8 protein-coding genes are annotated in these 14,212 nt (G+C 71.5%); 4 read left to right on the top strand and 4 right to left on the bottom strand.

Going from position 1 to position 14,212, the window contains the following annotated elements:
• The gene (locus OG241_RS02645) at positions 1 to 1,113 is read left to right on the top strand and encodes a sensor histidine kinase (RefSeq protein ID WP_405826004.1); all 1,113 of its coding nucleotides are present in this window, start codon (positions 1 to 3) and stop codon (positions 1,111 to 1,113) included.
• Positions 1,114 to 1,169: 56 nt separating this feature from the next.
• Here OG241_RS02645 and OG241_RS02640 read toward each other — a convergent pair whose 3' ends face one another.
• The gene (locus OG241_RS02640; RefSeq protein ID WP_405813403.1) at positions 1,170 to 2,207 is read right to left on the bottom strand and encodes a LacI family DNA-binding transcriptional regulator; all 1,038 of its coding nucleotides are present in this window, start codon (positions 2,205 to 2,207) and stop codon (positions 1,170 to 1,172) included.
• A 306-nt stretch (positions 2,208 to 2,513) separates the two neighbouring features.
• On the opposite strand from OG241_RS02640, the gene OG241_RS02635 reads away from it, so the two are divergent.
• The 3 genes from OG241_RS02635 to OG241_RS02625 all read left to right on the top strand — a co-directional run bounded on the left by OG241_RS02635 (position 2,514) and on the right by OG241_RS02625 (position 9,896).
• Positions 2,514 to 3,554 carry a LacI family DNA-binding transcriptional regulator gene (locus OG241_RS02635; RefSeq protein WP_405813402.1) on the top strand — a complete coding sequence of 347 codons (1,041 nt, stop codon included), beginning with the start codon at positions 2,514 to 2,516 and terminating at the stop codon, positions 3,552 to 3,554.
• Between the two features lie 113 nt (positions 3,555 to 3,667).
• A complete protein-coding gene (locus OG241_RS02630; RefSeq protein WP_405813401.1) occupies positions 3,668 to 6,469 on the top strand; it encodes a family 78 glycoside hydrolase catalytic domain in 2,802 nt (933 codons plus the stop codon).
• A 64-nt stretch (positions 6,470 to 6,533) separates the two neighbouring features.
• Complete coding sequence (locus OG241_RS02625; RefSeq protein WP_405813399.1) at positions 6,534 to 9,896, top strand: discoidin domain-containing protein; 3,363 nt, start codon at positions 6,534 to 6,536, stop codon at positions 9,894 to 9,896.
• Positions 9,897 to 9,952: 56 nt separating this feature from the next.
• On the opposite strand, the gene OG241_RS02620 is transcribed toward OG241_RS02625, so the two are convergent.
• The 3 genes from OG241_RS02620 to OG241_RS02610 are packed head-to-tail and all read right to left on the bottom strand — an operon-like array spanning position 9,953 to position 14,206.
• Positions 9,953 to 12,607 carry a non-ribosomal peptide synthetase gene (locus tag OG241_RS02620; protein WP_405813397.1) on the bottom strand — a complete coding sequence of 885 codons (2,655 nt, stop codon included), beginning with the start codon at positions 12,605 to 12,607 and terminating at the stop codon, positions 9,953 to 9,955.
• 55 nt (positions 12,608 to 12,662) lie between these two features.
• Complete coding sequence (locus tag OG241_RS02615) at positions 12,663 to 13,487, bottom strand: SDR family oxidoreductase (RefSeq protein ID WP_405813396.1); 825 nt, start codon at positions 13,485 to 13,487, stop codon at positions 12,663 to 12,665.
• Positions 13,488 to 13,498: 11 nt separating this feature from the next.
• A complete protein-coding gene (locus tag OG241_RS02610) occupies positions 13,499 to 14,206 on the bottom strand; it encodes a thioesterase II family protein (protein ID WP_405813395.1) in 708 nt (235 codons plus the stop codon).
• Positions 14,207 to 14,212: the final 6 nt, after the last annotated feature.

Here is a 14,212-nt window from a genome sequence, read left to right as displayed (position 1 = left end):
ATGACCGACTTCCTGCTGATCGCTCTGTTCGCCTTTCTCGGCGCTGTCGCCGCCGGGCTGCTCGGGGCGGGCGTTCTGTGGCTGATCAGGCGGCGCTCGCTGACCACGTCCCTCGCTGTCGTCGCGGCCGTGGCCGTGACGGCCATGCTCGCGGGCACGCTGTCCGTGGCGAGGGCCATGTTCCTGTCCACGCACGACCTGACCGTCGTCACCATGGTCGTCGCCATGGCGGCGGTCGTCTCCCTGGTCACCGCCCTCGTGCTCGGCCGGTGGGTCGTCGCCGGCAGCAGGGCACTCACCGCCGCTGCCCGTTCCTTCGGCGACGGCGGCCACTTCGCTGCTCCCCACGGCTCGGCGAACGCCGAACTCGCCGCGCTGAGCCGGGAGTTGGCCAGCACCAGCGCGAAGCTCGCCACATCCCGGGACCGTGAGCGGGCCCTGGAGACATCGAGGCGCGAGCTGGTCGCGTGGATCTCGCACGACCTGCGCACCCCACTCGCGGGACTGCGCGCAATGTCCGAGGCCCTGGAGGACGGCGTCGCCGCCGACCCCCAGCGCTACCTCCGCCAGATGCGCACCGAAGTCGAACGTCTCAACGACATGGTCGGGGACCTCTTCGAACTCTCCCGCATACATGCCGGGGCGCTCGCCCTCTCGCCTTCGCGCATCTCCATGTACGACCTGGTCGGCGACGCCCTCGCCGGAGCGGACGCGCTCGCCCGAGAGCACGGCGTGTGGCTGATCGGCGACCGCATCGAGCCGGTGCCGGTCGAGGTCGACGGCAAGGAGATGAGCCGGGTGCTGAGCAATCTGCTGGTCAACGCGATCCGCCGGACACCTTCGGACGGTACGGTCGCGGTCGCCGCCGAGCGTTCCCCGGACGGTGTCGTCGTGTCCGTCACCGACGGCTGCGGGGGCATCCCGGACGACGACCTGCCGAGGGTCTTCGACACCGGCTGGCGCGGCACGCATGCCCGTACCCCTCCGGCCGGGGCCGGGCTCGGCCTCGCCATCGTCCGGGGCATCGTCGAGGCACACCGTGGACAGGCCGCCGTGCGCAACGTACCCGGCGGATGCCGCTTCGAGGTGACCCTGCCCCTGGCCGAGGCCTGATCCGACGCGGCCGAGCCTTCCCGTACGCGGCCGGGCCCACCGCACGGGTCGGCGGGCTACGCCGGTGGGCGGCCCGTGGTCCGGCGTGGCACGAGGGTGGGGGACAGGAGGATCTGCTCGGTGGGTCTGTGCGGGTCGGCGAGGCGTGCCAGGAGCAGGCGGGCGGCGTTGTCGCCGATGCTGTGGCCTGCCTGGTCGATGCTGGTCAGTGAGATGGGGCCGAGGGCGGCGAAGGTGGTGTTGTCGTAGCCGGCCACCGAGATGTCGTCGGGGACGGAGAGGCCGGCTTCGTTGATCGCCTCCAGGACACCCATGGCCACGATGTCAGCACCGGCGAAGACGGCGGTCGGGATGCTGGGGCGGGCCAGCAGTTCCTGCGCGCCCTCGTAGCCGCCTTCCTGGGTGTAGGTGGTGGAGACGACGTCGATCGACTCGGCGAGTCCGTGTGCGCGCATGGCCTGTCGGTATCCGTCGGCGCGCTGGGCGTTGGGCATCTCGGCGAGGCGTGTGGGGTCGGTTTCGTGGTGTTCGATGTGGGCGATGCGCCGGTGGCCGAGGCCCGCGAGGTGCTTCACGGTGAGGGAGGCGCCCTGGACGTCGTCGTCGGCCACGGTGTCGTAGAGGGCGGATGATCCGTGGCGGCCGACGACGACGGTGGGCACGCGGGAGGCGATGTGTTCGAGGTGGGTGCGCGGTGAGACGGGGGCGACGAGGACGAGGCCGTCCATGCCGCGGTCCAGCATCGCCTCGGTGACGCGCGCTTCCTCTTTCTCGCCGTTGCAGCCGGGGCCCAGCAGGACCTGGTATTCGGTGTTCTGGAGCCGATGGGTGATGCCGTCGAGGACGTCGGGGAAGAAGGGGTTGCGGATGTCGGGGAGCATCACGCCGATGGTGTACGTCTGTCCGCGCAGGCCTCTGGCGCCGGCGTGGGGCCGGTAGCCGAGTTCGTCCATCGCGCGTCGGACCTTGACGCGCATCTCGGGGCTGGCTCCGTACGCGTTGCGCAGCACCTTGGACACCGCGGTGGTGGACACCTGGGCGTGGCGTGCGACATCGACGATCGTGACGCGGCGGCGTCGTACTGGTGGCTCCATCCGATTCCTTATCCCTGGGAACGGCTGCCGCCGAGTCTACGGACGTACCTCCCGCCCGGCGGACGCCTCGTCCCGCCCGCGAGAGGCCGCCCGCCTTGGCAATCGTCCTGCTGGACCCTGCCCGCCGACCGCGGGCCGCTGCGATGCGGCTGCCCGTCGCGCCTGTCTCGCCGGGCCCTTCGTGTAACGTGCCACAAAGGATTGCCCCAAGAGCGAGGTGAACCGGCGGAGCCGTCAGGTCAGCTGCGAGGAGCGTTCCGGAAACGCCGAAGTGGGTGGCGCGCGACAGCAGAGGTGGGGACCCCCATGCGATCAACGGGCGGCTCGAAGAGAGCGACCATCGCCGACGTCGCGCGCAGTGCGGGAGTGTCGACCTCCGCCGTGTCGAAGGTGCTGACCAACGCCTATGGCGTGAGCCCGGCCATGCGTGAGCGGGTGCGGGCCGCGATGGCCGAACTCGGCTATCGTCCGCACGCCGCCGCCCGTGGCATGCGGGGCCGTACCTACACGATCGGCGTGCTGCTCGCGAGCATCCGCAACGCCTTCTACGCCGACCTCCTGGAGGGCGTCGACGCGACGCTGCGCAACACCGAGTACGCGGTGTTCATCGGCTCCAGCGGCTCCGCCGAGAAGGAGGACCAGACGAAGCTGATCCACGCCATGGTGGACCGGCTGATGGACGGCCTGATCCTGATCGCGCCCGCCGTCCCCCGGGCGGAGGTGGTGCGCGTCGCCGCCGACGTGCCGACGGTGGTCCTCGGCCATCACGACCCTTCACCGGCGTACGACTGCGTGGTCAACCAGGACGGGTTCGGCGTCGATCTCGTGGTGGACCACCTGGTCGGCCTGGGCCACCGGGACATCGCCCACCTGTCGCACCCCACGGTCCGTGGCAGCCAGTGGCAGCAGCGGCCGGAGCACCATGTCCGGGCCGCCTATGGCGAGGCGATGGCCCGGCACGGTCTGGCCGACCTGGCCCGGATCGTGAACTCGGGGTACTCGGACGAGGGCGGCTACCGCGGCGCCATGGAACTGCTCACCTCCACGCGTCCGCCCACCGCGATCTTCGCCGGCGCCGACGTCGCCGCGACCGGCGTCTTCCGGGCCGCCGGCGAGCTGGGCCTGCGCATTCCCGAGGATCTCTCGCTCGCCGGGTACAACAACACGTCCGTGGCCGCCCTCGCTCCGGTGAACCTGACCAGCGTGGACCAGGCGGGCGCCATGATGGGCGGCACCGCGGCCCGGCTCCTGCTGGAGCGGATCGAGAACCGCCGTGACCGTGCCGTCGTCATGGCCTCGACACCGCACCTCGTGGTGCGCGGCAGCACCGCGCCCCCGCGCCGCTGACCTGGACCCGCACTCGGATTTCCGCCTCCTTCCCTCTTGACGTCCCGACCTCCTCGGCTCATGGTTGAGTCGTTTCAAACGTGGAACGTTCCACATCGAGGGAGGGGACAGGTATGACCCTGCGGCATCCGGAGCCCAGCACCACCGTTGCGGCGATCCGCTTCGAACACCGGGATCGTCCGCTCGGTGTGGGCGTCCCGACGCCACGCCTCTCCTGGCAGGTGCGCACGGACGACCCCGGGTGGCGGCAGACGGCGTACGAGGTGGAGCTGGACGGCGCCGAAGTCGTCCGGGTCGAGTCGCCCGAGCAGATCCTGGTGCCCTGGCCGTTCGAGCCCCTGCGTTCCCGCGCCCAAGCGACCGTTCGCATACGGGTGGCCTCCGGGGAGAAGTGGAGCGGCTGGAGCGACCCGGCCACCGTCGAGACGGGACTGCTGCGACCAGAGAACTGGGAAGCCCGGTTCATCACCCCCCGCGACCACGGCGCCCTGGACTCGCCCGCCCCGGAACTCGTCCGAACGGTCGTCCTGCGCCCCGGGGTGGTGAGCGCCCGGCTGTACGCCACCGCCCACGGCGTCTACACCGCCTCCCTCAACGGCACCCGGGTCGGCGACGAGGTCCTCGCACCCGGCTGGACCAGCTACCGTCACCGGCTGCGCTACCAGACCCACGACGTCACCGCGCTCCTGACGGAAGGCGCGAACACCGTCTCCGTCCTCCTCGGTAACGGCTGGTACCGCGGTCATCTCGGCTGGTGGGGCGCCCGCGCACTGTACGGCGACCGCCTCGCCCTCCTCGCCCAGCTCGAAGTCCGGTACGCCGACGGGTCGATGGACGTCTTCGGCACCGACGAGGAGTGGCGGGCCCGGGACACCGGTGTTGTCGCGGACGACCTCTACAAGGGCCAGCGCACCGATCTGCGGTTCGCACCCGGCCCGGCGACCGGCCCGGTGGAGGTGCTGCCCGACGAGGAGGCGGCGCTGCCGCGGCTCGTCGCCCCGGAGGGCCCTCCCGTACGGGTCACGGAGGAGCTGCCCGCGCTGAGGGTCTGGCAGTCGCCGTCCGGCCGTACGCTCGCCGACTTCGGACAGAACGTCGTCGGCTGGGTCCGGCTGCGCGTGCGCGGCGCCGAGGACGGCCAGGAGGTCACGGTCCGGCACGCCGAGGTCCTCGAGGACGAGGAACTGTGCACCAGGCCACTGCGTACGGCCGACGCCCTCGACACCTACCTCCTGGCCGACTCCGCCGAGGCCGTCCTCGAACCCTCGTTCACCTTCCACGGGTTCCGCTACGCGGAGATCACCGGGGTGCCGGACCTGAGGGCCGAGGATCTGCACGCCATGGTCGTGGGGACCGACCTGCGCCGCACCGGATGGTTCTCCTGTTCGGACCCGGATCTCGAACAGTTCCACGAGAACGTCGTCCGTGCCACGCGCGGCAACTTCCTCGACGTGCCCACGGACTGTCCGCAGCGCGACGAACGGCTGGGCTGGACCGGAGACATCCAGGTCTTCTCACCCACCGCCGCCTTCCTCTTCGACTCCGCGGGCTTCCTCTCCACCTGGCTCGCCGACCTCGCCGCCGACCAGCATCCCGACGGCGCGGTGCCCTGGGTGATCCCCGAAGTCCTGGACGTCGAGACGCCGACCGCGGCGGCCTGGGGGGACGCGGCCGCGGTGGTGCCCTGGGTGCTGTACGAGCGGTACGGCGACCTTGGCGTCCTGCGACGTCAGTACGCCAGTGCGCGCGCCTGGGTCGACAAGGCGGCCTCGCTCACCACCGACGGGGTGTGGACGGGCGGTTTCCAGTTCGGTGACTGGCTGGACCCGGCCGCACCGCCGGACGACCCGTTCGCCGCCCGTACGCCCGCGGACGTCGTCGCCACCGCGTGCCTGATTCGCTGCGCGGACGTGGTCGCCCGCACCGCCGACGCCCTGGGCCGTTCGCAGGAGGCCGACAAGTACCGTGCGCTCGCCGCCCGGACCCGGGCGGCGTTCGCCCGCGTGTTCGTCACACCGGCCGGCCGGATCGTCGGCGACTCGCCGACCGCGTACGCCATGGCCCTGCAGTGGGAGCTGCTCGCAGGGCCCGAACAGCGTGCGACCGCCGGACGCAGGCTCGCCGACCTCGTCCGCACGAACGGCTTCCGGATCGCCACCGGATTCGTCGGCACCCCGCTGATGACCGACGCCCTCACCTCCGCCGGCCGCCCGGACCTCGCCCACCGGCTGCTGCTGGAGAAGGGCTGCCCCTCCTGGCTGTATCCGGTGACGATGGGCGCCACCACCGTCTGGGAACGCTGGGACAGCATGCTTCCCGACGGCACGGTCAACCCCGGCCAGATGACGTCCTTCAACCACTACGCGCTCGGCGCGGTCGCCGACTGGATGCACCGTACGGTGGCCGGACTCGCCCCCGCGGCCCCCGGATACCGGGAGTTCACCGTACGTCCGCTGCCGGACCGGGCCCTCACCCATGCCTCCGCCCGGCACATCACCCCCTACGGCGAGGCCTCGGTGAGCTGGCGGCGGGAGGCGGGGCGCTTCCAGCTGGAGGTGACCGTGCCGGTGGGGACGCGAGCCACCGTTCACCTGCCCGGCGAGGGCTGGCCCGCCCTGACCGCGACGCACGGCACACACACCTGGACGACCGAGGATCCCTGCCTCCCGGCCCCGGCCGCGGTGGTGACCGTACGGGATCTGATGGACGCCCCCGGCCTGTGGGAGGCCACCGCCGGTGTCCTGGCCCGGCACGGACTGGGCACGGACCCCGCCCGGCTGGCCCGGCGACTGGAACCGTATCTGGACGTGCCGGCGCGTGAACTGCCCGCGCTGGCCAACAAGGTCCTCTTCGAGGACGGCGGTGACGGTGCCGCAGCCGACCTGGAGACGCTGCTGAGCGACCTGCAGGGCTGACAGCCGCGCCGACCCCGACCCCGAGCTTTTCGAACCCGCACCCCTTCACGAAACGGAACACCCGATGCGACAGCTGAGCCGCAGGTCTGTCCTCCGCACCGCCACAGCCGTGGCGCTCGCCCCCGTGCTGAGCTCCCTGGTGCTGCCCGCCCTCGCCCCGACGGCCGCGGCCGCGGACCCCTGGACCGCCAGGTGGATCTGGGCGCCGTCCACCACGACGAACCAGTGGGTGGCCTTCCGCAGGTCGTTCGACCTGGCCGCCAAGCCGGGCAGCGCGGTGACGCGGATCGCCGCCGACTCCAAGTACTGGCTGTGGGTGAACGGAACCCTCGTGGTCTTCGAGGGCCAGCTCAAGCGCGGCCCGAACCGCACGGACACCTACCACGACGTGATCGACCTCGCCCCCTACCTGACCGGCGGCGCCAACACCGTCGCCCTTCTGGTGTGGCACTTCGGCAAGCAGGGCTTCTCGCACAACAGCAGTGGCAAGGGCGGACTGCTGTTCCAGTCGGACATCACCACCGGCTCCACGACCAACCGGATCGTCAGCGACACCGGCTGGAAGCACACCGTCCACGCCGGCTACGCCAACAACACAAGCGGCACGCAGGCGAACTTCCGGATTCCCGAGTCGAACATCTACTACGACGCCCGCAACGCCACCGCCCTGGCGGGCTGGCAGTCGCCCGGGTTCGACGACAGCGGCTGGACGGCGCCCACCGACTTCGGCGCCGCGGGAGCCGCGCCCTGGAACGACCTCGTCCAGCGGCCCGTCCCGCTGTTCCGCCACTCCGGTCTCACGTCATACACCAACGCCGCCTCACTGCCGTCCACCGGACAGGGCAGCACCGCCATCTCCGGCACCCTGCCGTCCAACCTGCAGGTCACGCCGTACCTCAAGGTGGACGCCCCGGCCGGCGCGGTGATCGGTATCCAGACCGACCACTACGACGACGGCGCCAACCTGACGGGCATCGAACCCGGCACCGCCTACAACGTCCGCTCCACCTACGTCTGCACCGGCGGGGTGCAGGAGTTCGAGTCGCTGGGCTGGATGAGCGGTACCGCCGTGCGCTACACCATCCCGGCCGGTGTCGCCGTCCTGGAGCTGAAGTACCGCGAGTCCGGCTACGACACCGACTTCGCCGGTTCGTTCAGCAGCAGCGACGCCTTCTTCGACACCCTCTGGGGCAAGGCCGCCCGCACCATGTACGTCAACATGCGGGACAACTACATGGACTGCCCCACCCGGGAACGCGCCCAGTGGTGGGGCGATGTCGTCAACCAACTCAAGGAGGGCTTCTACACCTTCGACACCCGCTCCCACGCCCTCGGCGCCAAGGCCATCTCCCAGCTGACGTCCTGGCAGAAGGACAGCGGGGCGCTCTACTCCCCGGTCCCGTCGACCATCTGGACCGCCGAACTGCCCGTCCAGATGCTCGCCTCGGTGTGGTCGTTCTGGACCTACTACCTCTACACCGGCAACGCCGACGCCGTCACCGGCGCCTACCCGGCGGTGAAGAAGTACCTCAACCTGTGGGCCCTGGACGGCGACGGCCTCGTCAAGCACCGCGCCGGGGACTGGGACTGGGAGGACTGGGGCAGCAACATCGACGCCCGCGTCCTCGACAACTGCTGGTACTACCTGGCCCTGGACACCGCCGCCAAGCTCGCCGACCTCAGCGGCAACAGCGCCGACACGGCCGGATGGAACGCCCAACGCGACAGCGTGAAGGCCAACTTCGACCGCGTGCTGTGGAACTCGTCGAGGAACGAGTACCGCTCACCCGGCTACAACGGTGACACGGACGACCGCGCCAACGCCCTCGCCGTGGTCGCGGGCCTGGCCCCCGCCTCCCGTCACCGCGCCGTCGTCGAGGTGCTGCGCACCCACCTCAACGCCAGCCCGTACATGGAGTTCTACGTGCTGGAGGCGCTGTACCTGACGGGCGCGGCCGGCGTCGCCGAGGAACGGATGCGCAACCGCTACGCCGCCCAGGTCACAGACCCCGCCTCCTACACACTGTGGGAGCTGTGGACCAAGGCCGAGGGAACCGACAACCACGCGTGGAACGGCGGCCCGCTGTACGCGCTGTCCGCCTACGCGGCCGGCGTGCGCCCCACCCGGCCCGGCTGGACGTCGTACGACGTCGTCCCGCAGACCGGCACCCTCACGAAGATCAACGCTGTCACGCCCACCGTGAAGGGCGACATCCGCGTCGGCATCACCCGCGACGGCACGACGGTCACCCTGAACCTCACCTCGCCGAGCGGCACGACGGCCCGCGTCGGCATGCCCACCTACGGCGGCTCCCAGCCTGTCGTCAGGGCAGGCGGCACCACGGTCTTCACCGGCGGCTCCGCCACGGGCAACGTCAACGGCCTGACGTACGCGGGCAAGGACTCGTCGTACGTCTACTTCACCCTCCAGCCGGGGACCTGGGCGTTCACGGTCACCGGCGCCGGCCGGCTCGACGACCTCGCTCTGGGCCGGACGGTCACCAGCAACAACAGCCTGGAGAACGCCGACTGGGGCAGGAACCGGCTCACCGACGGGAGGCTCACCGGCGTGAGCGGCGCCCGGGGCTACACCAGCAACGAGTTCACCTCCGCCGATGTCAGCGCGAATCCCGTGTGGGTGGAGATCGACCTCGGTGCCGACACCGACCTCGACGCCGTACGCCTCTTCCCCCGCACCGACACCCCCGCCGCCGGTGGCGGAACGGCGGGCTTCCCGGTGGACTTCACCCTCCAGACCCGCGCGGACGGGGCCGCCACGTACACGACCGTCCGTACCGTCACCGCCCAGCCCGATCCGGGCGGCCTCGTGCAGACCTACGGGTTCAGAACCACCGTCGCTCGATATGTGCGTCTGCAGGCCACCAGGCTCGGCGCCCCGGCCGCGGACGAGTCGGCCAAGTACCGGCTGCAGCTGGCCGAACTCACCGTCCCCACCGCCGCGACCGCGGTGACCAGCAACTGCACGCTGGAGAACGGCGACTGGGGCAAGACCCGGGTGCTCGACGGCACCACGGTCGGCGTGGCCGGTGCCAAGGGGTTCACCAGCATCGACTTCACCTCGGCCGACGTCAGCGCCACACCCGTCTGGATCGAGGTCGACCTGGGCGCCGACCGGGCCATCGGCGCCGTCACCCTCCACCCCCGCACCGACACCGGTGCGGTCGGCGGCGGCACGGCGGGCTTCCCCGTCGACTTCACCCTGCGGATCCGGGCCGAGGGCGCCACCTCCTACACCACCGCACGCACGGTCACCGGCCAGGCCAACCCCAACGGCACCGCCCAGACCTACACCCTCACCGCTGCCACCGGCCGCTACGTCCGACTGCAGGCCACCCGACTCGGCGCACCGGCTTCCGACGAGAGCACCCTTCGCCGTCTCCAGGTGGCGGAGATCAGCGTCAAGTAGAGGTACGGGGCGAGAGACACGGGGCGGCGGACGTCAGGCCTGGAACGGTGCCCGGATCACGACAGTTGCTCGATCCGGGCACCGGCGACGTCGAGGCGGGGGAGGTCGGACGCCCCGAGGTTCGCGGCCGTCGCCCGGATCGTCGGGTGGCGGTACAGCTCCCGCAGGCGCGGGGCCGGCAGACCCCGGGCGCGCAGGGCGGCGCCGATGCGGACCGCGAACAGGGAGTTGCCGCCCAGTTCGAAGAAGTCGTCGTCCGGGCCGACAGGTACGCCCAGGACCTCGCTCCAGATGTCCGTCAGGCTCGCGGTGAGGTTGTCGGGGGAGGAGACGACGGGGCCTGTGGTCAGCTCTCCCCGTGTCCGGTGGGCCGTCGGCGCGGGGAGCCGTGCCGCGTCCAGCTTGCCGTTGGGGGTCAGGGGGAGGGTGTCCAGCGCGCTGACCGTGGCCGGGAGCATGTACTCGGGCAGGATCCCGGCGGCCCGCTCCCGGACCGCGCCCGGATCGCCCTCCGGCGACAGCACCACGTACGCGTCGATCCTGGCAGTGGCGGCGTCGGCCGGGTCCGTACGGCGTACCAGGACGGCCGCGGTGCGCACGGCGGGATCCTCCAGCAGAACGGAGCGGATCTCGTCGAGTTCGATGCGGAAGCCGCGGATCTTCACCTGGCTGTCGATCCGCCCGAGGTGTTCGAGCCGCCCGTCGGGGCGAAGCCGCCCGAGGTCACCGCTGCGGTACATCAACCCGTCGGTGAAGGGGTCCGGGACGAATCGCCGGCGCGTCAACTCCTCCTGGCCCAGGTAGCCGAGCGCCACCCCCGCACCGCCGACGCAGATCTCGCCGGCCACGCCCGGCGGCAGCAGCCGTCCGGCCGGGTCGAGCACGTACAGGTGCCAGCCGGGCAGGGCCGGCCCGACGGAACGGGTGCCGGCCAGGGACAGTTGCCGGGTGAGGGTCTGCTCGGTGACGTGGACGGTGGTCTCCGTGATGCCGAACATGTTCACCACCCGGCAGAGCCGCTCGGGGTGCCGGTCGAACCAGGGCAGCAGCATGCGCGCGTCCAGCGGTTCACCGCCGAAGACGACGAGCCGCACCGCCACGTCGCCGTGATCGACGTCCAGGAGCTGGGCGAAGGCCGACGGGGTCTGGCTGAGGACGGTTACCCGCTCGGCGACGAGGAGATCGCGGAAGCGGTCCGGCTCACGGGACACCGAGTACGGCACCACGACCAGCCGTCCGCCGGTCAGCAGACAGCCCCATATCTCCCACACCGAGAAGTCGAAGGCAGCGGAGTGGAACCACGTCCACACATCCGCCTCGCCGAACCCGTACTCGTCGCGGGTCGCGTCGATCAGGGCGACCACATTGCGGTGCGGTACGACGACGCCCTTGGGGCGGCCGGTCGAGCCGGACGTGTAGATGACGTAGGCGGCGTCGTCGGGCGAGGGGGACGGAAGGTCCGCGTGCCGCTCCGGGGTCCGGGCGTCCGCCAGTTCGTCCGGGGTCACCCGTACGTGGTCAGCCACCGCCGGGAACTCCGGGAGCCGGGTGACCACCACGCCCAACTCCGCATCCCGTGCCGTGTGGGCGAGCCGGTCCGCCGGGTAGGCGGGGTCCAGGGGGACGTAGGTCGCGCCGGCCTTCAGCACGGCGAGGAGAACGACGACGAGTTCGGCGGAACGCTCCAGGCAGACGCCAACCCGGTCGCCGCCGACCACCCCGTGGGCCCGCAGCCCCGACGCCAACCGGTCGGCCCGCGCGTCGAGTTCGCGGTAGGTCAGGACGGTCGGGCCGTCGGTCAGCGCGACATGGTCCGGTGTCGCGGCCACGATCCGGTCGAGCGCGGCGGGCACAGTCGCGGAGGTGGGCGCGGTGGCCGGTGCGCGGGACGGGCGGCCTAGTGCCGCAGTGCGGAGGCGCTCCGACTCGTCGAGCAGCTCGACCTCGTCCGGCGGTGTGTGCGGAAGGTTCAGGACCTGCCCGTGTACGTGCACGAGGTGCCGTACGAACTGTGCGGCGATCTCCGCCGAGAAGTGGCTGCCCAGATAGTCGCAGCGCAGACGCAGGCCGCCCGAGTCCCGGAAGACGGAGACCGTGAGCGCGAAGGGCGGCGCGAGGCATGGCACGTACAGGGTCTCGCCCTCGCCCGTGTCCCGCGTGGCGAAGAGCAGGCCCGTGAGGGCGGGGCCCGTCGCGGGGGTCGGCTTCGACTCGCCGAGCGTGGCGGCCTGTTCGACGGTGAGGCAGCCGTGGTCCGTGCCGATGACCGGCGGGACGTCGGGGTCGTAGCGGCGCAGGGTGACGGCCAGCGCGGTGAGCCAACTCGCCTCGTCACCTTCCTGTCCTTCCTGCCTGCCCTGCCTTTCCTGAGTCAGGGCGACGGAGAAGCCGGCGGCTGGACCGTCGTCGCCCAGGCCCCAGGCGGGAGGGGGCGCGGTCGGCGGCCGGTCCATGGGCGTACGGTCGTGGCCGTCGCGTCGGCTCACGACGATCAGGTCGGACAGGCCGTCGGCGTACCGGAGCAGGACCCTGCGTATGTCCTGGGCCGGACGGGCGAGTTCGATGGCCCGGCGGCGCTCGGCGAGGGGGTCGGTGGCCGGAACGGGCACGTCCTCGATCCACAGTTCCTGATCGCCGACGGACTCCGGGAGGCGGGCGGACCGGACGCGGATCGCGTGGCAGCGGGTGGGATCGGGCAGTGAGGCGTTCACGGGCCGTACTACTCCTTGGTGCTCGGGGGAGTCGGAGGCGGAGTCTGATTCGGAGTCAGCGGATGCTGTAGCCGCCGTCCACGGTCAGGACCGTGCCGGTGATCTGGCGTGACTCGTCCGAGGCGAGGAAGACGATCGCGGCGGCGACGTCCTCGGGTTCGATCAGCGCGTTCATGGGCTGTGCCTCGACGAAGGTCTTCTCGTGGTCGTGGACGGGCACGTCGAGTGCCCTGGCGATCTCGGCGAGCATCCGGCCCTCGGCCTGTGCGTCGTCGCGTACCGATCCGGGGCAGACCGCGTTCACGCGGACCTTCGTGGGCGCGTAGTCGAGGGCGGCGGCTTTGGTGAGGCCGACGACGGCGTGTTTGGCGGCGACGTAGCCGGCGAAGTGGCGGTAGCCGACGAGTCCGGCGGTGGAGGCGACGTTCACGATGCTGCCGGCGCGCCGGGCGCTCATCGCTTTACCCACCTCGCGGATCACCCGCCAGGCTCCGGAGAGGTCCACGTCGATCATGAGGGACCACTCGTCCTCGTCGATCTCGTGCACGGGTCTGCCGGAGGGGGCGGCGATGCCGGCGTTGTTGACGGCGACGTCGATCCGGCCGAAGCGGTCCTCGGCCAGGGTCACGGCCTCCCGTACGGCCCGCAGGTCGCGGATGTCGGCCTCGGTGGTGAGGACGGCGGCGCCCGCCTCCCGGCACAGCTCGGCCGTGTGTGCCAGCTGTCCTGGGGTGCCCAGCGGGTAGGGCACGCCGGGCAGGTCGGCGCAGATGTCGAGGAGGGTGAGATCGGCGCCCTCGGCGGCACAGGCGAGCGCGGTGGCCCTGCCGAGCCCACGGGCGGCACCGGTGACCAGGACCGACTTACCGTGCAGACGCATGAGGAACTCCTTCAGGAAGCGAGCTTCGAGGCGATGACGTGGACGAGGGCGGGCGCGGCCTCCGTCAGGTACATGTGGCCGCCGGGGAGCTCGACGTAGGTGAAGTCGAGGGAGGTCGCCTTGCTCCAGGAAACGGCGTCGTCGTGGCCGACCAGCTCGTCGTCCTGGCCCCGGACGACCGTGAGGGGCAGATCCAGGGGGAGTTCGGTCGACGGGGTGTGGTTCTCGTGCATCTCGACGTCCGCGCGCAGGGCGGGCAGGAGCAGCTCGCGCATCTCCGGGTCGTCGAAGGCGGGGTGGCGGTAGCCCGCGAACTCACCGACTCGGGCGAGGAATTCGTCGTCGGACAGCCCGGTGGCCCGACCCGAACGGCCCTGGCCGGGGGCGGGCGACCCGCTGACGAACAGGTGCACCGGCTCGATGCCGGGCTCGGCGGCCAGCCGGTGGGCGAGTTCGAACGCGAGCACCGCGCCGAGGCTGTGCCCGAAGAGGGCCACGCGGCCGCCCTCGTCGCCGAGGCGCTCCCGCAGTTGGGTGAGGAGCCCGTCGACCGCCCAGTGGACGTCCCGGTACGGCTCCTCGTCGATCAGCCTTTCCCGGCCCGGGAGTTGCAGCGCCACGATTTCCAACTCGGCGCCTGCCAGGGCGGTCCAGGGCCGGTAGAACGAAGCGCCGGCGCCCGCGTACGGAAGGCACACCAGCTTGGTCGTGTCACTCATGGTCGT

Origin of the sequence: Streptomyces sp. NBC_01390 (genome assembly GCF_045040105.1) — a bacterium.
Classification (GTDB): Bacteria; Actinomycetota; Actinomycetes; order Streptomycetales; family Streptomycetaceae; genus Streptomyces.
Note: the sequence above shows the minus strand (reverse complement) of the source record. Positions and strands in the feature narration are given on the sequence as shown.

What these genes read in the sequence shown, in the direction of transcription:
- OG241_RS02645 (WP_405826004.1), top strand. Translation starts at nt 1, where the DNA reads ATGACCGACTTCCTGCTGATCGCTCTGTTCGCCTTTCTCGGCGCTGTC.
- OG241_RS02640 (WP_405813403.1), bottom strand. Translation starts at nt 2,207, where the DNA reads ATGGAGCCACCAGTACGACGCCGCCGCGTCACGATCGTCGATGTCGCA.
- OG241_RS02635 (WP_405813402.1), top strand. Translation starts at nt 2,514, where the DNA reads ATGCGATCAACGGGCGGCTCGAAGAGAGCGACCATCGCCGACGTCGCG.
- OG241_RS02630 (WP_405813401.1), top strand. Translation starts at nt 3,668, where the DNA reads ATGACCCTGCGGCATCCGGAGCCCAGCACCACCGTTGCGGCGATCCGC.
- OG241_RS02625 (WP_405813399.1), top strand. Translation starts at nt 6,534, where the DNA reads ATGCGACAGCTGAGCCGCAGGTCTGTCCTCCGCACCGCCACAGCCGTG.
- OG241_RS02615 (WP_405813396.1), bottom strand. Translation starts at nt 13,487, where the DNA reads ATGCGTCTGCACGGTAAGTCGGTCCTGGTCACCGGTGCCGCCCGTGGG.
- OG241_RS02610 (WP_405813395.1), bottom strand. Translation starts at nt 14,206, where the DNA reads ATGAGTGACACGACCAAGCTGGTGTGCCTTCCGTACGCGGGCGCCGGC.